The sequence below is a fragment of the Micromonospora sp. NPDC126480 genome, from assembly GCF_040302465.1.
Taxonomy (GTDB): domain Bacteria; phylum Actinomycetota; class Actinomycetes; order Mycobacteriales; family Micromonosporaceae; genus Micromonospora.
This window is the reverse complement of sequence record NZ_JBEORU010000020.1, coordinates 1-23,273: the sequence shown is the minus strand read 5'-3', so window position 1 is coordinate 23,273 and position 23,273 is coordinate 1. Positions and strand designations below refer to the sequence as shown.

Genomic DNA, 23,273 nt, shown 5'->3' with positions numbered 1-23,273 from the left:
GATCCTTGATTGACTCAAGTAATGGAGGGGTGCGGATGGACAGCAGAGCCGAGCGCACAGCGAGCGGCGCGCTCGTGGCGCCGCAGATGAACGCGATCGTCCTCGACCGGTTCGGCGGCGTCGACGAACTCTCGCCACGCCGGATACCGCTCCCCGCGGTCGGGGACAACGACGTCCTCATCCGGGTGGAGTTCGCCGGGGTCGGGTCCTGGGACGCGGTCGAGCGGGAGGGGCACTACGACGGCGCCTTCGGCGTCGCGTCGACCTTCCCCTACGTGCTCGGCTGGGACGCGGCGGGCAGGGTGGCCGCGGTCGGCCGCAACGTCACCCGGTTCGACGTGGGTGACCGGGTCTACGCCGCGTCGATGCCGGTGCCGCGTGGCGGCTTCTACGCCGAGTACGGCGTCGTCGAGGCGGAGTTCGTGGCGCGCGTGCCCGACCGGATGCCGACGGAACAGGCCGGCCCGCTGGCGTGGGACGCCCTGACCGCACTGAGCGGCCTCGACCTGCTGGACCTGCGGCCCGGCCAGACGCTCATGGTCTTCGGAGCCAGCGGAGGTATCGGGCACATGGCCGTGCAGCTGGCGCGGCACAGCGGCATCCGGGTGCTGGCCGTGGCCTCCGGGGACGACGGCGTCGCCCTCGCCCGCCGGCTGGGCGCTGACCACGCCGTCGACGGTCGCCGAGACGATGTGCTCGCTGCGGCGTCCGCATTCGCGCCGGACGGGCTCGACGGGGCTCTGGTCACCGTGGGCGGCGAGACCGCCGAACGCTCTCTCGGCGCGATCAAGGGCTCGGGGCGGATCGCCTGGCCGAACGGCGTCCTGCCCGTGCCGGTGACGCCACCGAAGGCGACACTGTCCCACTACGACGGGGATCGGAGCCGCACCGCCACCGACCGGCTGAACGCGATCATCGAGGCGAGCACCTTCGAAGTCCACGTCGCCCGGACCTTCCCGTTGGAGCGGGTCGTGGACGCGCACCGCGCCCTCAACGATCACTATGTCGGCAAGCTCGCCCTCAAGGTCGGACAGGACGCAGCGAACGGCCCGTAGCGCCAGCGGATCACCCCGCAGTCTCATGCCCCACTGACGATCACCATCTCGTTGCCTTCGGGGTCGGCGACCCGCCAGCGGCCCTCCGACTCGTCGAGGAGCCGGCCACCGGCTGCGACGATCGTGGCGAGGCGCGCCTGCGCGAGGTCCGGCGGCACAGCGAGTTCGACGTGGAGACGGTTGTGCTGCCGGCGCCGCTCCGTCTCCGAAGCGTCCAGCTTTTGGAACACCAGCACCGGGTTCAGCCGCCGCGGATCGTGAATATCGCTGACCCCGGCTCGCCGGTCTTGGGTGTATCCGAGCGCGGCAACCCAGAACGCGCGGACCGCGGCGACGTCGGCGGCGTCGAGGACGAGCTGCGCGAAGCGCGGCAGCCCCGGATCCGCGGTGGCCCCAAGTTCGCGGGCAGCGGTCTGGAGGTTTGCGGCGAGGTCGGTGAAGTCGAGTTCGAGGCCGTGGGCGTCGTCCTCCCACTGGTCCTTTCCGCTGTCGATGATCACGAGCCCGGGGCGCAGGTCGACCAGCAGCGGGAAGCCCGCGTCGACGGCCAGCGCCGCTGCTGCGGCGGCCAGGTCACGCTGCTGCGCCGGCGAGGTGACGCGGTAGCACGCCATCGCGCTGAACACCGCCTGCCAGTCGGCTGTTCCGGTGCTCTCGCCGAGCGCCGCGCCGGGCACCAGGTCGACCTCGTTGCCGTCGGGGTCGGCGTGCCGGACTCCGTACGGTCCCGACGCCTCACCGGGGCTCGCCCGCTCGACCGCCGCGGCCGGCCGTACCACGTCGAGGTGGATGCGGTTGCGCAACGGCCGTGGCTCGGTCGACTGCCGGATCCGGATCGCGGGGTCGCGCCGCAACGGGTCCGTCAAACCGCCGTCTGCCCCGGGCGCGTAGTCGAGCACGCGCTGCCAGAACCGCTCCACCGCTGGCGGGTTCGCGGATTCGACCACGACGCTCAGGTGCTGCAGCGCCGCAGGGTTCGCGGCCAGCCCGAGATCCCGCGCGGCCGCCGAGACCGCCTCGGCGTGCTCGTCCGAGTCGAGGCGTACCCGCACGCCTGTTGCGCGCAGGTCGACCGCGATGTCGGCCGGCAGCCCCACGACGCGCCCGGCCAGCGCAGCCGCCTCGGTCATTGAGGGCGCGTCGAACCAGGCCGTCGCAACGCCATCGACCATCCGCCAATCCGTCCCGATCTCTGCCATGCCCCGCACTGTAGAGAGGTCGTCGATCTGCAGCTACGCCTGCGCGACGTTCCCATGTACGCGGCCTGGTGCCGGTGCGGAGTAGCGGGCGAACCGTACAGTGGCGGCATTGCTCTTCGTAGCCTGGCCACGACCCCGTTCAGCCACCTGATCGATGGAGGTGCCGGTGGATGAGATCAATGTGATCGTGGCGGCGCTGGCGGCCGGCGCGACCGCCGGGGTGTCCGGCACCGCCACCGAAGCGGTCAAAGACAGCTACCAGTTGCTGAAGGCGTCGCTGAGGCGCCGGTTCACCGGGCGGAACACCGCCCTGGAGCAGTTGACGACTGACGAGACAGAGCCTGGGGTGTGGCAGGCCCGCATCGGCCGGGACCTGTACGACACCGGCGCCGTCGCCGACCCCCAGGTCCTGGCGGCAGCTCGGGAGCTGTTGACGCTCGCCGACCCCGCCCGCGCCGCACAGCTGAACATCACCGTGGACACGGTCAACGGGGCGGTCGGCTCCTTCCACGCACCGGTCACTTTCGACCAACGGACGCAGCTCCCCCCAGCACCGCCGGCAGCCGGGTAGAGGCGACGGCTGCCGGCACCACCGAACCGCCTGACCTACGTCTACGCGACGCGTACGGTCCGGTCGGAGCCTTCTACGGTCCGGTCACGGTCGGCGGCCGTAACCAGGTCGACTGGCCGTACCAGTCGGGGTCGATCCCACCGGCAGCCGACCACTTCCAGCTGCGGGACGCGGTGGCCGCACTGGACGCCGCGACCGCGCCAGGCAGCACCGCTGTCGTGTGCCAGGTGCTGTCGGGTCTCGGCGGCGTCGGCAAGACCCAACTGGCCGCCCATCTCGCCCGGCGGGAGCTTGCCGACGGTGCGGTGGACCTGCTCGTCTGGACGACCGCCACGTCCCGGGCGAACGTCCTGTCGTCGTACGCCTCCGTGGGCAACCACCTCAGCGGGACCGACGACAAGGACCCGCAACGGGCCGCCGAGAGGTTCCTCGCCTGGCTCGCCACCACCCAGCGACGCTGGCTGGTGGTCCTGGACGACCTCACCGAGCCAGGCGATCTCACCGGGCTGTGGCCACCGTCGACGCCGAACGGTCGGACGGTCGTCACCACCCGCCGTCGGGACGCGGCACTGCTGGGCTCCGGCCGGATCCCGGTCGAGGTGGGCGTCTTCACGCCGGCCGAGGCCGAGAAGTACCTGCGTGGCAAGCTGGCCGGCCGGGCCGACCTCGCCGAAGACGTCGCAGGGCTCGCCGCCGACCTGGGCTATCTGCCGCTGGCCCTCGCTCAGGCTTCCGCGTACCTTTTGGACCGGGGGCTGACCTGCGGCGAGTACCGCAAGCGGTTCGCCGACCGGCGACGGCAGTTGGCCGACCTCGTGCCGGAGCCGCAAGCACTGCCCGACGGCCACCGCGCGACAGTCGCCGCGACCTGGTCGCTGTCGATCGAGCTGGCCAACGCGATGACCCCGGCCGGGCTGGCCCGGCCGCTGCTGGAGCTGGCCAGCCACCTGGACCCCAACGGTGTGCCGACCAGCGTCTTCACGACCCTGGCCGCGCTGCGGTACCTGGACGAGGGCCGGGGATCGTCGCCGCGCCGCACCGCGTTCCTGGCAACGTTGCGGCGGTCCCGGCGGCAGACGCGACCGCAGGTCAGCGCAGCCGACGCCCGCGACGCGCTGCACTGCCTGCAGCGGCTCAGCCTGGTGGCGCTCACCGACGACGCCAGCGAGGTACGCGTGCACGCGCTGGTGCAACGCGCCACCCGTGAGCAGATTCCGCCGGACCGGCGGGACGCTGCTCAGCAGAGCGCCACCACCGCGCTGCGGCAGAGCCGCGGGCCGGACGCGGTCCTCCGGTTCGACCTGACCCTGGAGGAGACGGCGTTCGGCCGAACAGCGCCGATCACGATCGACACTGCCGTCACGTGCAACACCTGCGGCGGGGAATTGCCGGCGCTGTTCGACTGCCGCGACTGCGCAGGCGACGGGCGGCTGAGGACCCGCCGGACGCTGACCATCAAGTTCCCGGCCGGTGTCGAGGGCGGGATGCGGATCCGGCTGGCACAACAGGGCGAGGCTGGACGCTACGGAGGGACCTGCGGCGACCTGTACATCGAGATCAACGAACTGCCACACGAACGGTTCACCCGTCGCGGCGATGACCTGCACTGCACCCTGGACAGCTCGTCCATCGACCTCGCGGCGGGCGGCATCCTGCCGGTCGTCGGGCTCGACGGCGCGACGTTCCGGATCCGGGTGCCGCCCCGAGTGCACCCCGGCACAAGGATCCGGGTAGCCGGCCAGGGCGTGCCGCACCTCAGGCAGACCGACCGCGGGCGCGGCGACCTCTACGTCACGCTGCGCTAGCCTCCCGACGGGCACCCGATCGCGGCGCCCCCCTGCCACCGCTCAGTGTCGACGACATGGTGGGTGGCGTCTTCTCCGCCATGTCGCCTGACCGGCTGCCCTCAGCAGCGGGCCGGGCCGCGTTCGGGGCCGAGGTGCGCGACGCTCTCGGCGGGCGCGACACAGTCACCGAGCGGGTCCGCGTATGGCCGCAGTTCGGCACGCTTTATTGAGCGGCTGGCCACCCAATTCCATAGGCACAGGATCCCGCTGCCGACGGCACTGCTCCTGCCCACTCCGCCCGCCCCATCCCGTGTCGATCATGGAGCCGTGGTGCCTGACAAAACCGCTCGTCTCGTCACTTTCCTGGCACCACAACTCCATGATCGCCGAGGAGGGGGCGGGTCAGCGGGTGAGGCCGACCAGGGTGGCCAGGCGGGCTGCGCCGGCCGGGGCCGGGTGGGCATGGGGGAGCGCGGCGATCACCGTACGCGTCAAGGGGCGGCAGCGGACCTCGGCCGGCGCGATCGTGTCGGCCTCGACCAGCGCGCGGGCCGCTCCACGCAGGTCACCGACCGCCAGGTACGCCCGCGCGACGTCCACCAGGTACGCGGCCCGGTGCTCGGCCGGCAGCCGCCGCCACCCCTCCCCCAACGTCAGCTTCCCGTGCCGGTGCACCGCCGCACCGGCGTCCCCCGACTCGACCGCCACCACCACCCGGGCCAGCTCGACGGCGGCCGTACCGAATCCGGTCCGGTGCGGGTCGTCCCCGGCCCGCACCCGCGCGGCGATCCCGGCGGCCCGGTCGGTCAGCTCCCCGGCCCGGCAGGCGTCGCCGCTGCCGGCAACGGCCAGGGCGGCCTGGAGCAGCAGCGTCCCGTGCACGGCCGGCGCCTGCCCCGGCGCGAGGCGGCTCGCGGCGGCGAGCGTCGCGGCGAGGGCCAACCGGTGCCGGCCCAGCGCGCGCAGCGCCGCCCCGACCGACACGGCCGCCGACGCGGCCAGCAACGGATCGCCGCCCGCCGCGCCCATCGCCCGGTCGGCGGCCAGCCAGGCGAGGTCGGCCTCGCCGAGCTTCACCAGCAGCGACGAGGTGATCCGGTACGCCGCCACCAACGACCCCGGCTCGCCGCCGCGGGTGGCGTCCAGCAGCCCCGGCAGCACCCGCACGAGCTGCGCGTACTGCCCGTGCTGGTAGGTCAGCCAGGCGTGCTCGACGTGCCGCCGTACCTCGCCGGTCGGCTTCGGCGGCGTGGTGTCGTAGCGGGCGAGGGCGGCCCGGATCCCGTCCACACCGTCCAGCGCCTGCGGGGTGGCCGGTGCCGGCGGGCGGTGCTGGCCGAGCAGCGCCATCGGGTCGACGCGCAGCACCTCGGCGATCTCCTGGATGACCGGGTACCGGTCCAACGCGCGGACACCCCGCTCCACCTTGTCCACCCAGCTCTTCGACCGACCCAGCCGGTCGGCGAGCATCTGCTGGGTCATCCGCCGCCGTACCCGCCAGCGCGCCACCCGGCGACCGATCGGCAGGTCATCGGTGGTCACTGCGCCACCGCCGGTCCGGCACCGCCCGGGTGATGTCCTCCACGGGTACGCGCTCCGCCTCGGCCTGCTCCAGCAGACGTCGCTTGGCGGCTTCTCGCTCAGCCGCGTCGACCTGCTCGCCTCGGCTCACCGACTCGTCGTCCCGACCCTGCATGCCACCTCCATCGACAGGGGCGGTGACGCACTTCGAAGGCAGCCACCGCCGCATGGTCCTGTTGGTGACGGCACCGACGGAAGGTGCCGATCACCACGACGGAGATTGCCGTTACGATCGGTAATGGCACAGGTGCGCGAGGTGCTACCTGAGCGACAGGTCAGATCAACTCGGACGCGTCGTACTACTCAGCGAGAGCAGCCCATGAGATCCGCCAGCTCCGCCAGCTCATCGGTCATTGCTCGACGGCGGCCGGCCGCGATTCGATCCACGATGTCCTTTGCATACCGCTGGTGCCGCAGCCAACTGGGCGCTGTGTCCCGCAGCTGCATAAGAACCGACGTTGCCTTGCCGAACTTCCGGAGGTCCGCATAGGCCCAAGCCACATCGAGGCGGTGTCGCCGCCACGCCGACCGGCTGATGGTCGGGACCGGCGGCACGTGCTCCGACAGTTCCAGCACGCGCCCGGCTTCTCCTGCCACGGCCGCCGACTCTGCTCGTTGCATCTGGACCTTCGCTGCGTCGAAGCCGCCTACCAGCATCAGGTGGTCAGACGCCGGCACACGCTCGCCGATCCGCACGGCTGCCGCTGCGGCAGCAGCGATGAGATCGGCCGCTTCATCCGGCCGGTTGTCGCGGGCGTGCGCGGCGGCGGCACCAAGAAGCAGCCATCCCCACGCGGCAAGTTCGGCTGGGGTCGCCCGCGAGAATCGTGGTTCAAACTCGTCAGCCGTCGCCACCGCCAGTCCGGCCGCCTCAGCGATCCGGCCCTGCCGCAACAGCAACCAGCACGACGTGCGAATGATCGTCGCTGCGACCACCCGATCCCCCGACCGCTGCGCCGCATCCAGGGCCTCCGAAAGCGCAGTTTGAGCGAGGTCTTCGGCCCTCAACTGCAAGAGGAGGCCACCCGCCAAGTGCTGAGCACGTGCGAGGACGTCGTACGCCTCGCCCTTGCAGTCGTCGGTGGCGAGGTCAACCGCCGCCTGAGCATTCATCAGAAGTGGGGGAACCACCCGAAGTGAAATCGCGTAGTCGCCAGAGTTGTAGACCTGATCGGCGGCATTCAGGTTGGCACGCACGGTATTGAGGCCCGGCGGCTCGGCCGTAGGCTCAACCAACCGAGCGCCGCTAAGCCCTCGAATCGGGGCGAGCGCACGGCGAATCTCGGCTAGGGACAGCGACCGATGATCGGGCTCCCTGCGAGCAGCCGCCTGCGACGCGTCACCTAGTAGCGCGGACGTCGGCACCAGCAAGGCACGAGCGAGCGCGTGCAGCGTGTCAAGTCGGGCGGCCCCTCGGCTGCCCTGCTCGAGCTTTCGGATTACCTCAACACTGACACCACTTCTTTCGGCAAGTTGCTCCTGTGTCAGCCTAGACTCACGGCGAATCCCTGAGAGGCGATCGCCAACCGTAGGGGTAGTCATGCCGTTCCCCTATCGTGGACTCAGCAACAGCCCGCCGACGTCACCCGACGGGCCACACCACGGACGGTACATCGCCGGCCACACACGCGGCAGCCCTCCAAGCGGGAAGCTTCCTGTACGTGTCCCAGGCCAATCCAAGCCCTCGGTTGAGTCTCCGGGCTCGCCTGGCACCGCTCGACCCTCCGCAGTGGAGATCTGTCCACTTCGAGCGACATACCCGATAAGTCGACAAGGCAAACAATGTCTCACATATCCGGCGGCATTTAAGTTGTTCCGTCCGAGATCGCCCAATGAAGGCAAACTGCCGCTTGGTCAGATCGTTGCCGCTGCGAGTGCGTGCCGTCCTCACAGCCGGGCCTGCAGGTACTACGCTCAATGGAGCGCAACGGCGAAGCCGCAGACTGGCATAGTCCGACGCAACTCTTGCCCGATACGGTTCAGGTGTTCCTTGCCGATCACACCAGTCGAGGCCTACAGCAACAAAAATTTGGCACTACCGTCTCCGAAGCACAGCAACCCCAGACATTCCTACTTCCGAAAGCGGGAGACATGGCGGATCGGATCATCGATGGAGCCACTCTAGAGTATGCGAGCCGGTCGCGTGTCCTTAGCCTGCGCAAGCGCGGACTCACGAGCCTTCCCCCGGACGTCGTTCAACTCAAGCACCTAGAGGTAATCGATCTAAGCGACAATGACCTTACAAGCCTCCCCATGGAGCTCACTCAGCTGCGCAACCTCAAGCGCCTCGACATCACAGGCAACAAGCTAACTACATTGCCGCCCGAAATTGGGCAGCTTACCAACCTCGAACTACTAAGTGCTCGCTGGAACTGGCTAACCGAACTTCCATACGAGATTCGGCTTCTGACGAAGCTTCGACTCCTCTTCCTTACCGGAAACCACCTAGAACGTATCCCCCCAGCAATCGGCGCCCTTCATGCCCTTACCGAGCTTCACCTAAATTACAACAGATTGACCGCGCTCCCGCGGGAAATAGGCGACCTCAAAAATCTCAGTCTTTTAGATCTTCGCAAAAACAGACTCGCGGAACTCGGTCCCACCCTCGTAAATCTGCTCAATCCCGCCTTCACGATCCGCCTCAACGACAACCCGTTGAACGATCCGTTACCGGAGATAATCGGCCGGGGCTTGGACGCGCTCCGCACGTACTTGTCAAGCTTGGAAGATGCAATACCAAATTATGAGGCCAAGGTCCTTCTGGTCGGTGAGGGAAACGTCGGCAAGACGTCCCTGGTAGCAGCTCTTCAGGAAGAGCCCTTCGTGGAGGGCCGAAGCACGACTCATGGCATTGAGATCCATTCGCATGCGATGGCCCATCCGACGGAAGATCTCCTAATGACCGTTCGGTTGTGGGACTTCGGTGGGCAGGAGGTCTATCGCATTACCCATCAATTCTTCTTCAGCCAGCGCGCACTCTATCTACTCGTTTGGAACCCACGTGAGGGACAAGAACAAAACGAGGTGGAGGGTTGGCTGCGGCGGATTCGGTTGAGGGTTGGTACCGGTGCCCGGATAATCATCGTTGCCACTCATGCCGATGAACGACGTCCTGAGCTGGATTACCCGTCATTGAACAGGCTATTTCCGGAGGTGCTCGCCGGCCACTACGCAATCAGCAACCGGACACAGGACGGCCTTGACGACCTGAGACGTGCCATCTCTGCAGAGGCGGCGAGACTGCCACAGATGGGACAGCGGTTGAGCACGCGTTGGGTAAAAGCGCGTAACGCCATCCTGGAACGCGCCGCAGAACGGCCACAAATACCGTACAGCGACTTTGTGCAGATATGCGCGGACCACGGCGTTCGTGAGTCCGAAATGGTCACCCTTGCAGAGTTCATGCACGACTTAGGCCAGATCATCTACTATGGCGATGATGAGGGACTGCGAGACGTCGTCGTCCTCAATCCGGAGTGGCTAACCAAGGCGATCGGGTACGTCCTCGAAGACAAGGTTACGCGAGAAGCTAAGGGGATTCTCGACCATAATCGGCTCAGTGAAATCTGGGGGGTCGACCGCGACGACGGGATCGTATATTCCCAGGTGTACTACCCGTACTTCCTCCGGCTCATGGAGAAGTTCGATGTTTCGTACCGACTGGAATCGGACGAGAACCGTAGCCTGGTCGCGCAGCTCGTGCCTCACGAGCGTCCAGTCCTGCCGTGGGAAGTGACTACCGCCGTAGCGTCCGATTGTCGCGCGATTACTTTGGTGTGCGAACTGAGCGAGCCAGCGCCTGGGCTAATCGCCTGGCTTACGGTCCGACACCATGACGCATCCACTGGAAAGTATTGGCGATCTGGTGTATTCCTTCGGCACCCTATCCAGAGTTACGACTCTGAGGCGATCTTGGAACTTACTGGTGAAACCAAACTGCTCCTACAGGTCCGCGCTCCATCACCTGACATGTTCTTCAATGTCCTGCGAGATAGCATAGAGAACCTTATACGGCGGCGCTGGCCCGGTCTAGGCTATCAGCTTTACATTCCGTGTCCAGGAGCACTGCAAGACAACACGCCCTGCCCTGCCCAGTTCCCGTTAAAAGGCTTGCTATCATTTCGCGAACGCGGAGGGTCTGTACAAAATTGCTTAGCATGTCAAAGCGATCATAGCGTCTCGCAACTATTAACAGGGTTCGCCACGCCACCGACACAACTGCAGCCCGAGCTTGAGCGCCTGCACCAGGAAATGAGCCGTGTATCGAAGGATGTTTCACATATTTCCATTCTCGCCTCGGAGACGGCGGGATCTGTGCGCCGGCTTATTAAGGCGGTCGCCACCGAGGTAACAGATTGCCCTCGCTTGTTTACCATTTCACCGCAGGCCCGGACTATACCCGAACGCCTTCGGCTCGCCTCGGACGGTTACCGAATTGTCCTATGGTGTGAGCATCCGGGCGCCTGGCATCCCTGGGCTCGGGCCGCGTACAACGTGCGCAAGCCCAAGAAGTGGCTGATCGAGGTGGGGCCTTACGCGAGACTGATATTCAAGACGTTGCGGTTGGTGGTGCCAGTCGCAACCGGAGCGGTTGGCGTTGCCCTTACGAAGGAACACCTAGAGCTAGCATCTCAAGAGTTCGCTTTGATGAATACGCTAGTCGACAAGCTACCTGAGCGCGTGGGCTTAGATTTTGAAGAAGAAAAGGAGCTGGAAGATACCAAGGGTTTGACCTTGGCACAAGGCCAAGGCCTGCGCGTTCTCCGTGTCGTCCTTCTTGAGGAGGACCCTACCCGCTCCTTCGGGGACCTGCGCCGTGTGCACGCAGCGTCCGGTGAGTATCTGTGGGTTTGCCCTACTCATTACAGCGAATACGACCCGGGCCTTCCGGTGATCCCGCACCAACGTCTTACGGGTCACTTCGCCCAAGCCGCTGTGGCTCAGTAAAAGCGGTCAGTGCTATCGGTTCCAGCTCACCGTCACTCACCGTCCATTCAGTGGCCGGTAGGGCCGGCGAAGGATGAGGCCGCATGGTCAAGTGAAGCGGCGTTGTCTGCGGTGCCACAACTGCCCTGACAACTCGGGAACCACGCGACGACCGCGCTCGCAATCTTAGGAGGGACGGTTTAGAGCGCCACAATCGCCGCTGTCTCCGCTGGTAGCTCGATCCGGTCGCGCATCACCGTGACCCCGTCCCCGGTCGCCAGCAGCACCCGCCGCACCACCCCCGGCAACGAGATCCCCTGCCCCCGACCAGCCAGGTTCGCCGCCACCAGGCACTCCCCCCGCCGCATCACCACGAACTGATCCCCATGCCGCACGTCAACGGAAGACAGCCGCGGATCCGACAGATCCCCCCGCGACTTCCGCAGCGCGATCAGCCGCCGGTAGAACTCCAACATCTCCCGGTGCTCCGGCTTGTCCAGCTCCGCCCAGTCCAACCGCGACCGAAGGAACGTCTCCGGATCCTGCGGATCCGGCACGTCGTCCGTGGCCCACCCGTGCGACGCGAACTCCCGCCGCCGCCCGGTGGCGACAGCGGCAGCCAACTCCGGCTCCGGATGCGACGTGAAGAACTGCCAGGGCGTGGAAGCCCCCCACTCCTCCCCCATGAACAGCATCGGCGTGAACGGCGCGGTCAGCAGCAGCACCGCCCCCACCCGCAACAGCCCAGGCGACAGGGAAGCGGTAAGACGATCACCCACCGCCCGGTTCCCGATCTGGTCATGGTTCTGCAGGTAGGCCACCAACCGGTGCCCAGGCAGCCGCTGCCGGTCCACCGGCCGCCCGTGATGCCGCTGCCGGAACGACGACCAGGTGCCGGCGTGGAAGAACCCGCCGGTCAGCACGTCGGTCAGCGCCTCCAGCGAGCCGAAGTCGCCGTAGTAGCCCTGCCGCTCCCCCGTCAGCAGCGTGTGCAGGGCGTGGTGGGCGTCGTCGTTCCACTGGGCGTGCAGGCCGTACCCGCCGGCCTCGCGGGGCGTGATGAGCCGCGGGTCGTTGAGGTCGGACTCGGCGATCAGCGACAGCGGCCGGCCCAGGTGCGTCGACAGCGACTCGACCTCGACGGTGATCTCCTCCAGCAGGTGCACAGCCCGGGAGTCGGGCATCGCGTGCACAGCGTCCAGGCGCAGGCCGTCGACGTGGTAGTCCCGCAGCCACATCAGCACCGAGTCGACGATGTAGCGGCGTACGCCGTCGGAGTGCGGCCCGTCCAGGTTGACGGTGCGGCCCCACGGGTTCGACTGCTCGCTGAGGTACGGCGCGAACATCGGCGCGTAGGCCCCGGAGGGCCCGAAATGGTTGTAGACGACGTCGAGGATCACCCCCAGCCCTTTCGCGTGGGCGGCGTCGACGAAGCGTTTCAGCCCGTCCGGCCCGCCGTAGGGCTCGTGCGGCGCGAACCAGCAGACCCCGTCGTATCCCCAGTTGTGTTCGCCGTTGAAGGCGTTGACCGGCAGCAGCTCGATCAGGTCGACGCCCAGGTCGACCAGGTGGTCGAGCTTGCCGATGGCGGCGTCGAAGGTGCCCTCGGGGGTGAACGTGCCGACGTGCAGCTCGTACAGGACGCTGCCGGGTAGCTGCCGGCCGGTCCAGCCGGAGTCGGTCCAGGGGAACGAGGAGTGGGAGTAGATCCGGCTGGGCCCGTGCACACCGGCGGGCTGCCACGCCGAGCGCGGGTCGGGCAGGGCGTAATCGTCGTCGTCGAGCAGGAAGGCGTAGTCGGTGCCGGGGCCGGCGCCGGGCACCTCGACCCGCCACCACCCGCCGGCGGCGGACCGCATCTCGTGGTCGGCGCCGCCGAACAGGCGCAGCCGCACCCGGGCGGCCTCGGGCGCCCACACGCTGAAAACGGTCATGCGGCAGCCTCCACGGAATCGGTGGGAGCGAGGAGGGCGACGGGATAGGTGCTCAACAGATCATGAAGTAGCAGCTCAGACCCACTGTAGACCCGTCCGGTGAACATGTCCGTAACAGCGTGAACGGAAATCGGCAACGTGGTATCCCGCCAGCCGCCGGAGGCGGCCAGCCGCAGCGGCAGCCGGGTGGCGACGGCGATCGCGCTGCCCCGGTCGAAGGCGATGACGTGCCGGGCGGCGGGCCCGCGCGCCGGCAGCGGCCGGTAGCCGGTGAACAGCTCCGGCCGGTCCCGGCGCAGCCGCAGCGTCCGCGACACCACCAGCAGCTTCGCCGCGCCGGACTCGTCGACCGGGGGCCGCCAGCCGGCGTCGAGCCGGGCGAGCATCTCCCGGCGTACGGCGAAGTCGACCGGCCGCCGGTTGTCGGGGTCGACGAGGGAGTTGTCCCACAGCTCGGTGCCCTGGTAGGTGTCCGGCACACCGGGCATGGCGAGCTGCACCAGCTTCTGCCCGAGCGAGTTCGACCAGCCCGCATGGGTGATCGAGGAAGCGAAGGCGTCCAGCTCCGCGCGCAGGGCAGCGTCGTCGTAGAGAGCGTCGACCAGGTCGTGCATCGCCGCCTCGAAGGCCGGGTCCGGGTCCGCCCAGCTGGTCGCGGTCGACGCCTCCCGGGCCGCCTTCTCCGCGTACGCGTGGAGGCGCTCGCGCTCGACGGGCCAGGCGCCGACGGCGGTCTGCCACAGCAGGTGCGCGAACTCCGGGTCCGGCAGCGGTACCCGGGCCATCCACGAGCCGACCTGCACCGCCCAGCGCTCCGGCAGCTCGCTGAGCACCGCGAGGCGGGCGCGGACGTCCTCGGAGCGCTTCGTGTCGTGGGTGGAGATCGTGGTCATCGCCGCCGGCCAGCGCACGTGGCGGGCGGCGGCGAAGCGGTGAAACTCGGCGGGCGGGGTGCCAAAGTGGGCGGGGCTGCCGCCGACCTCGTTGAGCGCGACGAACCGGCTCCACCGGTAGAAGGCGGTGTCCTCGACGCCCTTGGCCATGACCGCGCCGGTGAACTGCGGGAACCGCTTCGCCAGCTCGTCGTCCGGGTCGCGCAGCCGGCGGGTGAGCGCGTCGAGCACGCCGGCCAGGTCGGGGCGGCGGCGGCCGGCCTCGGCGCGGGCGGCGGCCAGGTGGCGGGCGCCCTCGGGCGGGTAGCCGCGGTATACGGCGTAGGCGGCGGCGAGTTCGGCCAGTGCCGCCCGGACGGCGTGCGGAGCCGTTTCCGGGGCGAGCGTGGTGAGCCGGGTCAGCTCGGCCGACAGCAGCCGGGTGGCCGCCTCCAGCTTGGTGTCGTGGGTCAGGTCCTGCCAGGAGGTGTGCCGGCCGGCGAGCCGGGTGTCCAGGGCGGTGAAGTCGGCCTCGGCGTCGGGGTCGATGAAGAGACCGGAGACCGCGCTCAGGGCCTCGTAGCCGGTGGTGCCGTCGACCGGCCAGTCCGGCAGCTCCTCGCCGTACTCCAGGATCTTCTCCACGATGAGCCAGACGGGCCCGGCGGCCTCCCGCAACCTTGCGAGGTACTCGGCGGGGTCGCGCAGGCCGTCCGGGTGATCGACGCGAATGCCGTCGATCTCCCCGGCCCGCGCCCACCGCAGCACCAGGTCGTGGGTGGCGGCGAAGACCTCCGGGTCCTCCACCCGCAGGCCGGCCAGGTCCGAGACGGCGAAGAAGCGGCGGTACGTCAGCTCGGCGTCGCCGCGCCGCCAGTTGACCAGCTCGTAGTGCTGCCGGTCGTGCACCTCGCGCGGGGTGCCGTCGCCGGTGCCGTCGGCGATCGGGAAGCGGTGCTCGTGATACCGCAGCTCCCCGTCGAAGACCTTCAGGTCGTCGAGGGCGGCCGGGTCGTCGGCGAGCACCGGCAGCAGCAGCCGGCCCCGCTGCCAGTCGATGTCGAACCATCCGGCGTACGCGGACTCGCGGCCCCGGCGCAGCACGTCCCACCAGGCGGGGTTGGCCGCCGGCCGGGCCACCCCGGCGTGGTTGGGCACGATGTCCACGACCAGGCCCAGCCCGGCGGCGCGCAGCGCGTGCATGAGGCGCTGCCGGGCGGGTTCGCCACCCAGTTCCGGGTTGACGTGGCGGTGGTCGACCACGTCGTAGCCGTGCTGAGAGCCGGGGCTGGCGGTGAGCAGCGGGGCGCTGTAGAGGTGGGTGACGCCGAGATCGGCCAGGTAGCCGGCGAGCCCGGCGGCGGCGTCCAGGTCGAAGCCGGGCCGGACCTGGAGCCGGTAGGTCGCCCCGACCCGGTGGGTCGGCTGGGGCGTCGTCACCTTGGTGAGGGCCCGGACCGGATCGGGTCGAGGGGTGTCGGGCATGCTCAGACCGTCCTCTCCAGGACCACCAGCGAGCGGTCGGGGACGGTGAGCGCTCCGCCGGCCTCGACCACTGTCGTCTTCTCCGGGTCCGGGTCCGCGGTGCTGATCACCAGCTCCCACCGCTGGCCGAATTCGGCCGGCGGCAGGGTGAAGTCCAGCGGCGCGTCGTGGGCGTTGAAGCAGAGCAGGAACGAGCTGTCTATGTGGCGCTGGCCGTACTGGCCGCGCTCGCGGATGCCCTCGCCGTTGACGAACAGCGCCACCGACCGGCCGAAGTCGTTGCCCCAGTCCTCGCCGGTCATCTCCCGCCCGTCGGGGGTGTACCAGGCGAGGTCCGGCAGCGGCTCGTCGACCAGCCGGGAGCGCACCGCCAGGCCGGTGAAGAACCGGCGGCGGCGGAACACCTGGTGCTTGCGGCGGAACTCGACCAGCCGCCGGGTGAAGTCGAGCAGGTCGAGGTCCGCGCCGTCCCAGTCGATCCAGGCCAGCTCGCTGTCCTGGCAGTACGCGTTGTTGTTGCCGCGCTGGGTGCGGCCCAGCTCGTCGCCGTGGCCGATCATCGGCACGCCCTGCGACAGCATCAGCGTGGCGAGGAAGTTGCGCCGCTGCCGGGCGCGCAGGCCGAGGATGCCGTGGTCGTCGGTGTCGCCCTCGACGCCGCAGTTCCACGACCGGTTGTGGCTCTCGCCGTCCCGGTTCTCCTCGCCGTTGGCCTCGTTGTGCTTGTCGTTGTACGACACCAGGTCGTTGAGCGTGAACCCGTCGTGGCAGGTGACGAAGTTGATGCTGTGGAACGGGCGGCGCCCGTCGTCCTGGTAGAGGTCGGCCGAGCCGGAGATGCGGGAGGCGAACTCGGCGAGGGTGGCCGGCTCGCCGCGCCAGAAGTCGCGGACCGTGTCCCGGTACTTGCCGTTCCACTCCGTCCACACCGGCGGGAAGTTGCCCACCTGGTAGCCGCCGGGGCCGACGTCCCACGGCTCGGCGATCAGCTTGACCTGGCTGACCACCGGGTCCTGCTGCACCACCTCGAAGAAGGTAGAGAGCCGGTCCACCTCGTAGAACTCGCGGGCCAGGGTGGCGGCCAGGTCGAACCGGAAGCCGTCGACGTGCATCTCGGTCACCCAGTAGCGCAACGAATCCATGATCAGTTGCAGCGAGTGCGGGCTGCGCACGTTGAGGCTGTTACCGGTGCCGGTGTAGTCGACGTAGTAGCGCCGGTCCTCCTCGGAGAGCCGGTAGTAGCTGGGGTTGTCGACGCCCTTGAAGCTCAGCGTCGGGCCCAGGTGGTTGCCCTCGGCGGTGTGGTTGTAGACCACGTCGAGGATGACCTCGATGCCGGCGGCGTGCAGCGCCTTCACCATGCCCCGGAACTCCTGCACCTGCTGGCCGAGCCGGCCCAGCGCGGAGTAGCCGTGGTGCGGGGCGAAGAAGCCGATGGTGTTGTAGCCCCAGTAGTTGCGTAGCCCCAGGTCGGCCAGCCGGTGGTCGTGCACGAACTGGTGCACCGGCATCAGCTCGATCGCGGTCACCCCGAGCTTGCGCAGGTGCTCGATCATCGGCGGGGAGGCGATGCCCGCGTACGTGCCGCGCAGTTCCTCCGGGATGTCCGGGTGGCGCATGGTCAGGCCGCGCACGTGCGCCTCGTAGATCACCGAGTGGTGGTACGGGGTGCGCGGCGGGGCGTCGTTGCCCCAGTCGAAGTACGGGTTCACCACCACCGACTTCGGCATGAACGGCGCCGAGTCGGCGGTGCTCATCGTCTCCGGGTCGCCGTGGGTGTAGTCGTAGACCGCCGGATCCCACTGCACGTCCCCGTCGATCGCCTTCGCGTACGGGTCGATCAGCAGCTTGTGCGGGTTGCAGCGCAGCCCGTTCGCCGGGTCGTACGGGCCGTGGACGCGGTAGCCGTACCGCTGGCCCGGCTCGACGCCCGGGATGTACGCGTGCCACACGTACGCGTCGACCTCGCGCAGCTCGACGCGGCGCTCGGTGCCGACGTCCCACTCGTCGAACAGGCACAGCTCGACCCGCTCCGCCACCTCGGAGAAGATCGCGAAGTTGGTGCCCATCCCGTCGTAGGTCGCCCCCAGGGGGTACCGCTCACCCGGCCAGACCTGCATGTCGCTCCTTCGGCCGCACTCACCACACCCTGAGCGGGCCGTCCGGCGGGGCCGGCGGCGCGCACGCGCCTATTGCCCCGCAGCTTCCGCCGCCAATCCACCCGTTCGGCTGATGACCGGTATCCACCCTACTGACCGTTGGTGAACGTTCAGGTGTCATCCGTCACGGTGGTTCCCCTCGAGATGCGGGATGGGCCGACATGCCCTTTGCTGGTGCGGGGCCCCCGCAACCGCTCCGCAACCGCCCCGCACCCCACCCGTGTCCTGCCGCCATCGACGTCGGCGCGGTCCACCCTGCCCTCGGACGGAGATCGATGTGACAAGCCTGCGGGTCGGCGACCAGCTCGCCACCGCCACGGACCGGGCCCACCGGCCCACCCTCACCTCACGGCCCCACGTCCCGGCCCAGCCGGGACCGGGGGTCGCACCGCGGACCCGCCGCATCCTGATGCTGTCCTGGGAGTACCCGCCGGTGCTCGTCGGCGGCCTCGGCCGCCACGTGCACGCCCTGTCCGTCGCCCTCGCCGCCGCCGGCCACCACGTCACCGTCGTCACCCGCCACGCCGACGGCGCACCCCTTCAGGAGTACGCCGACGGCGTCCACATCATCCGCGCCGCCGAAGACCCCGTCCGCTTCCCCCTGGCCACCGACAGCCTCCTCGCCTGGACCATGGCCTTCAACCACACCCTCACCCGCGCCGCCCTACGCGCCACCGAAACCAACACCTACGACGTCATCCACGCCCACGACTGGCTCGTCGCCCACACCGCCATCACCCTGCGCGAACACCTCGACATCCCACTGATCACCACCATCCACGCCACCGAGACCGGCCGCCACCAAGGCTGGCTCCCCAACGAAATGAACCGCACCATCCACGGCGTCGAACACTGGCTCACCGCCGAGTCGAGCCGGGTCATCACCTGCTCCGGCTACATGCGGGACGAGGTGACCGGGCTGTTCGGCGTACCGGAGGGGCGGGTCGACGTGGTGCCAAACGGTGTGGAGGCGCGCCGCTGGCGGGCGCCGGCCGCCGCGGTGGCCCGGGCCCGGGCCCGGTTCGCCGGGGACGGTCCCCTGGTCACGTTCGCCGGCCGGCTCGTCTACGAGAAGGGCGTCCAGCACCTCCTCGCCGGCCTGCCCCGGCTGCGGGAGCGGCACCACGGGCTGCGCGCGGTCATCGTCGGCGACGGGCCGTACCGGGGCGAACTGGAGGCGGAGGTGGACCGGCTGGGTCTGGCCGGCGCGGTGAGCCTGCCCGGCTTCCTCGGCGGCGCCGACCTGCCCGCGGTGATGGCGGCGTCGGACTGCTTCGCCGTGCCGAGCATCTACGAGCCGTTCGGCATGGTCGCTCTTGAAGGCGCCGCCGCCGGCGCGCCCCTGGCGGTGTCGGCGACCGGTGGGCTCGCCGAGATCGTCGAGCCCGGCGTCACCGGCATGACCTTCCGTCCACAGGACCCGGATGGGCTGGTCGACGCCGTACACGTCCTGCTGTCCGACCGGGAGCGGGCCCGCCGCCTGGCCCGCAACGCGCGGGCGATGGTGCGCGACCAGTACGGCTGGGCGCAGATCGCCAGCCGCACCGCCGCCACCTACGCAACCGCGACAGCCGACGCCCCGGTAAAAGGAAGGGCCCCCTATTAACGCCTCCGGTAGAGGAAGGGTCCCTTCTTAACGCAAGCCGCAGCACCGGCGGACCGCAATCGTCGGGACGGTCGAGGCGCGCGCGTCCGAGCGGTCACGGTCTTCCGTCTCGGCTGGTCAAGGCCGGATCGGTGAGACAGACTCGCCTTGACCCGTGGGTGGGTGGGCGAGCCTGCGCGTGGGCGGCCGGTCGGCGCGGCGAGGTCGGAGGAGACGCGGTGCGGGTGCTGCTGGTGGAGGACGACCTGCGCGTCGCGTCCGCCCTCGCCACGGCCCTGCGCCGCCGCAGCTACCAGGTCATCACGGCCACGAACGCGGCCGAGGCCATCGCGGCCGGTCCGGTCGACCTCGTCCTGCTCGACCTCAACCTGCCCGACGGCGACGGGCTGCACCTGTGCCGGCAGATCCGCCGGCGCGACGAGGACGTGGCGGTGATCGCGGTGACCGCCCGGTCCGAGGAGCGGGACCGGGTGGCTGGGCTGCGGGCCGGCGCCGACGACTACGTCGTCAAGCCGTTCTCCATGGCGGAGCTGCAGGCCCGGATCGAGGCGGTGATGCGCCGGGCGGCCCGCTCGGCCCGGGCGGAGTCCAGGCTCGAGGTCGGTGACCTGCGCGTCGACCTGAACGCCCGGCGGGTCTGGCTCGCCGGCCGGGAGGTGGTGCTGACCCGCAAGGAGTTCGAGCTGCTGCTGGCGCTGGCCCGGCAGCCGGGCACGGTCGTGCCCCGGGAGCGGCTGCTGATGGACGTCTGGCAGACCACCTGGCGCTCCGGGCACACCCTGGACGTGCACGTGGCGGCCCTGCGGGGCAAGCTCGACGACGCCGGCCTGGTGGAGACCGTACGCGGAGTCGGCTACCGGCTGCGGCCGGCCTGACACCGCCCGTTTCTCAGATCCTCCTCAATAAATCTTGCTCCGCCTTCCGTGGACGGCGGCGATGGCGTGTCCTGACCGGACCGAGTCATCCCATCTTTCCGGGAGCTTCCATGAAGGACAGACGGACGACCGCCCTGCTATCCGTCCTGCTCGCCGCGAGCCTCGCGGTGGTCACCGGCCCGTTGCCCGCGCAGGCGGTCCAGGACGAGCCGAACCAGGTGCGCGGCCTCACGGTCGAGCAGCGCGACGGCTTCGCCACCCTCGCCTGGACGCCGGTCGAGGGTGCCACCGACTACCAGATCGAGCGCACCCCGGTCGCCGACGACGGCACGGCCACCGGCCCGGCCGTCATCACCGGCGTCTGGCGGCCGAACCGCCAGGTCAACAACTCGTCGCCGACCTTCGCCGACGCCGGCTTCAACCCGGGCGCCCGGTTCCAGTGGCGGGTACGCGCCCGACTCGGAACGGACCCCCAGCCGTACTCGGAGCCGGTCGCCGGTAAGACGAACGATCCGTGGGGCGACCCCTCCGTGCCGGGCCAGAACCTGCGTACCCAGTGGGAGACCACCCTCGGCGCGCAGTACACGAGCGACGTCGACGAGTACGCGTACACGGCGGCGGTCGACGAGCTGAGCGACCGGGTCCGGGTGACCGAGATCGGCCGCACGGTGCTGGGCCGGCCGATCAACATGTTCGTCATCGGCCACCCCGCCCCGCCGGCCACGCCGGAGGCGGTCGCGAAGACCTCGCCGCTGCTGATCAACTGCAACGTGCACGGCAACGAGCCGGGCGACCGCGAGGCCTGTTTCATCCTGGCGCGGCAGCTGGCGTTCGGCACCGACGCCCGCACGATCGACCTGCTGTCGCACACCACCGTCCTGATCGTCCCGACCATCAACGGCGACGGCCGGGCGGCCAACACCCGCGGCAACTCCACCGGGCAGGACCTCAACCGGGACTACTCGCTGATCCGCCAGCCGGAGAACGCCGCCTTCGTGCGGATGCTGCGCGACTACCGCCCGGTGGCCAGCTACGACGGGCACGAGTACGGCAACTCCAGCGCCGGTGACCTGCCGATGCTGCCGCCGCGGCACCAGAACGTCGCCCAGTCGATCTTCGACGAGTCGAAGCAGATGATCGAGGGCCACATGTACGCCGAGGGCGCCGAGGCCGGCTGGTGGGCCTGCCCGTACGGGTGCAACGGCGGCGGCAACGTGGGTCTGAGCGAGGAGACCATCCTGCGCAACACGGCGGGCCTCAAGAACGTCGTCAACTCACTGCTGGAGCTGCGCAGCTCCGGCGGCGCGACCCGGCCGGACGAGGGCAACACGGCGAACAACCGGCGCCGCAAGTCGTACTCGGCGCTGTGGACGTTCAACCAGTTCCTCGACTACCACCGGGCGAACCTGCCGTCGATCAGGACGGCCCGCGCCGAGTCGATCACGTTCCAGGTGTCGAACACCGGGCGGATCGTCTTCCGGGGCTCCCGGCCGATCCCGGCGTACCCGTCGCCGCACCCGGGCGAGGCGCCGCCGCCGCTCGACGCGCCGCGCGAGGAGCTGATCCTCGACAACCCGCCGTGCGCGTACAAGCTCACCGAGGAGCAGTACCACGGCGAGCGCACCGACGGCCCCGCCGGCCAGGGGACCACGGTCGCGCAGCGGCTCGCCTCGCACGGCTGGAAGGTGGTCAAGGTGGCCGACGGGTACGTCGTACCGCTGAACCAGCCCGAGCGTGGGCTGATCCCCCTCCTGCTCGACGCGCAGGGCGTCGAGGAGTTGGTGGGCGGCGAGCGGATGTACCCGACGGTGACCGGCCGGCACACCGGCCCGCTCGTGGTCACCGGGGTCACCTGCCTGCGGGACGCCACGGTGACCGGCCCGGTCCGGGTACGGCCCGGCGCGACGCTCATCGCCACCGGCTCCCGGATCACCGGCCCGGTGGACGCCAGCGGCGCGGCCGGTGTCCTGCTGACCGACAGTACGGTGGTCGGTCCGGTCCGGATCGGGCAGACCTACGGCCCGGTCGTGGTCGTCGACGCGGAGATCACCGGCGCGGTCGAGGTGTCCGGCAACCGGGGTGACGCGCCGCTGGTCGCCGCGAACACCGTGATCGGTCCGCTGAGCTGCGGCGGGAACGCCGCGGCGCCGGACGACCTGCAGTTGGGCAACTCGGTGACGGGTCCGACGCTCGGCCAGTGCGCGAGCCGGTGACCCGCTGATCGTCGTGCCGGCGGGCCCCGTCGGGCCCGCCGGCACGACCCGCCCGTTCGACTCCGACCGTTCAGGAGTACGCCGTGGACCCGTTCGTCACCTCCTCGCCCGGCCGGCACCCCGCCAGCCGGCCCGGACCGGCCCGGCGGCCGGACCGCTCGTACCGGTTCCGGCGGTCCGGTCGCCGGCTGGCCGTACTCACCGGGGTTGTCCTGTCCCTGGCGCTCGCCGCCTGCTCCGGCGGCGACGGCGGCGGGGCTGCCGGCCCAAGCGCCGTGGCCGGCGCGTCGGCGTCCCCGGTGACCGGGCCGTTGTGCGACGCGCTGCCGTCGGGCAGCGAACCCGGCAACCCGGCGGCGCTGGCCAGCCAGCCTCCGGCCGTGGCCCTGCAGTGGATTCCGGTGCTCACCACGTTCGAGGCGGCGGTCCGGGCGGCCGGGCTGGCCGACCTGCACGCCGGGTCCGAGATCACCATCCTGGCCCCGACGGACGACGCCTTCGCGGCGAAGTTCTCCGGGGCGAACCTGGACCGGCTGCTCCTGTCCGACAAGGACACGCTGCGCGGCCTGCTCCGGGAGCACCTCGTCGCGGGGTCGCTGTCCCTGGCCGACCTGGCCGTCGCCGGTCAGGTCACCTCGCTGGCCGGCCGCACGCTGACGGTCACCGGCGGGGGCACGGGTGTCCGGCTGGCCGACGAGGCCGACACCGTGTGCGCCGACTACCGGGCGGCCCGCGCCCGGATCCACGTCATCAACCGGGTCCTCGGCGACCTGCCCACCACCGCCGGTGAGGACGACCATCCCGCGCACTGATCCTCCGCACCCGCGCGCCCCCTTCCTCGCACACGCACGTCGCCCGCCCCCGCGGCGCACGTCGCCAGCCTGCGGCGCCGAAGATCGTGCTCGATCGCACATGTCAACACCGTTGCGTTTAGCGCCGTGACCGGGAGGCAAGCCCTTTTTCGAAGATTGTGATGTCGGCGTGGAAGGTGTACGTCTGTGTGGTTGCGG

At 69.8% G+C, this 23,273-nt stretch carries 15 protein-coding genes and 1 pseudogene; 8 read left to right on the top strand and 8 right to left on the bottom strand.

What is annotated here, in order from left to right; genetic code table 11:
- Positions 1-35 precede the first annotated feature (35 nt).
- Complete coding sequence (locus ABTW87_RS19125) at positions 36-1,055, top strand: quinone oxidoreductase family protein (RefSeq protein WP_350652167.1); 1,020 nt, start codon at positions 36-38, stop codon at positions 1,053-1,055.
- 23 nt (positions 1,056-1,078) lie between these two features.
- On the opposite strand, the gene ABTW87_RS19120 is transcribed toward ABTW87_RS19125, so the two are convergent.
- A complete protein-coding gene (locus tag ABTW87_RS19120) occupies positions 1,079-2,254 on the bottom strand; it encodes a VOC family protein (protein ID WP_350652166.1) in 1,176 nt (391 codons plus the stop codon).
- A gap of 166 nt (positions 2,255-2,420) precedes the next feature.
- On the opposite strand from ABTW87_RS19120, the gene ABTW87_RS19115 reads away from it, so the two are divergent.
- Positions 2,421-2,825: a Het-E N-terminal domain-containing protein gene (locus ABTW87_RS19115; protein ID WP_350652165.1), complete on the top strand. Its 405-nt coding sequence runs from the start codon at positions 2,421-2,423 to the stop codon at positions 2,823-2,825.
- Between the two features lie 173 nt (positions 2,826-2,998).
- Positions 2,999-4,630, top strand: coding sequence for a DnaJ C-terminal domain-containing protein (locus tag ABTW87_RS19110; RefSeq protein WP_350652164.1), 1,632 nt, complete (start codon positions 2,999-3,001; stop codon positions 4,628-4,630).
- A gap of 384 nt (positions 4,631-5,014) precedes the next feature.
- On the opposite strand, the gene ABTW87_RS19105 is transcribed toward ABTW87_RS19110, so the two are convergent.
- The 4 genes and pseudogenes from ABTW87_RS19105 to ABTW87_RS19090 all read right to left on the bottom strand — a co-directional run.
- Positions 5,015-6,154: a helix-turn-helix domain-containing protein gene (locus ABTW87_RS19105; protein WP_350652163.1), complete on the bottom strand. Its 1,140-nt coding sequence runs from the start codon at positions 6,152-6,154 to the stop codon at positions 5,015-5,017.
- Positions 6,141-6,308 (bottom strand): hypothetical protein, encoded by a 168-nt coding sequence (locus tag ABTW87_RS19100; RefSeq protein WP_350652162.1) that lies wholly within the window; start codon positions 6,306-6,308, stop codon positions 6,141-6,143. Before ABTW87_RS19100 ends, ABTW87_RS19105 begins: the two co-directional genes overlap by 14 nt.
- A 188-nt stretch (positions 6,309-6,496) precedes the next feature.
- Positions 6,497-7,390, bottom strand: coding sequence for a hypothetical protein (locus ABTW87_RS19095; protein WP_350652257.1), 894 nt, complete (start codon positions 7,388-7,390; stop codon positions 6,497-6,499).
- Positions 7,391-7,558: 168 nt separating this feature from the next.
- A pseudogene (locus ABTW87_RS19090) lies at positions 7,559-7,735 on the bottom strand (helix-turn-helix domain-containing protein); the annotation flags it as partial.
- A 375-nt stretch (positions 7,736-8,110) separates the two neighbouring features.
- Here ABTW87_RS19090 and ABTW87_RS19085 point away from each other — a divergent pair.
- Positions 8,111-11,140: a COR domain-containing protein gene (locus ABTW87_RS19085; protein WP_350652161.1), complete on the top strand. Its 3,030-nt coding sequence runs from the start codon at positions 8,111-8,113 to the stop codon at positions 11,138-11,140.
- 179 nt (positions 11,141-11,319) lie between these two features.
- On the opposite strand, the gene treZ is transcribed toward ABTW87_RS19085, so the two are convergent.
- Genes treZ through glgX form a run of 3 tightly spaced genes read right to left on the bottom strand, consistent with a single transcriptional unit; the run spans position 11,320 to position 17,530 of the window.
- Entirely contained in the window at positions 11,320-13,053 is a 1,734-nt protein-coding gene (treZ, locus tag ABTW87_RS19080) for a malto-oligosyltrehalose trehalohydrolase (RefSeq protein WP_350652160.1), read from the bottom strand.
- Positions 13,050-15,410 carry a malto-oligosyltrehalose synthase gene (gene treY, locus ABTW87_RS19075; protein ID WP_350652159.1) on the bottom strand — a complete coding sequence of 787 codons (2,361 nt, stop codon included), beginning with the start codon at positions 15,408-15,410 and terminating at the stop codon, positions 13,050-13,052. The genes treZ and treY overlap by 4 nt, the downstream gene beginning before the upstream one ends.
- Before the next feature lie 2 nt (positions 15,411-15,412).
- On the bottom strand, positions 15,413-17,530 hold the full coding sequence (glgX, locus tag ABTW87_RS19070; protein ID WP_350652158.1) for a glycogen debranching protein GlgX: 2,118 nt from the start codon (positions 17,528-17,530) through the stop codon (positions 15,413-15,415).
- Between the two features lie 316 nt (positions 17,531-17,846).
- Between glgX and ABTW87_RS19065 the strand changes: the two genes are divergently transcribed.
- From ABTW87_RS19065 to ABTW87_RS19050, 4 genes are all read left to right on the top strand, one after another.
- Positions 17,847-19,175 (top strand): glycosyltransferase family 4 protein, encoded by a 1,329-nt coding sequence (locus ABTW87_RS19065; protein WP_350652157.1) that lies wholly within the window; start codon positions 17,847-17,849, stop codon positions 19,173-19,175.
- 218 nt (positions 19,176-19,393) lie between these two features.
- Positions 19,394-20,050, top strand: a complete 657-nt coding sequence (locus ABTW87_RS19060) for a response regulator transcription factor (protein WP_350652156.1) — start codon at positions 19,394-19,396, stop codon at positions 20,048-20,050.
- Positions 20,051-20,160: 110 nt separating this feature from the next.
- Complete coding sequence (locus tag ABTW87_RS19055) at positions 20,161-22,263, top strand: M14 family zinc carboxypeptidase (RefSeq protein WP_350652155.1); 2,103 nt, start codon at positions 20,161-20,163, stop codon at positions 22,261-22,263.
- Between the two features lie 83 nt (positions 22,264-22,346).
- Positions 22,347-23,075 (top strand): fasciclin domain-containing protein, encoded by a 729-nt coding sequence (locus ABTW87_RS19050; RefSeq protein ID WP_350652154.1) that lies wholly within the window; start codon positions 22,347-22,349, stop codon positions 23,073-23,075.
- The last annotated feature ends 198 nt before the right edge of the window (positions 23,076-23,273 follow it).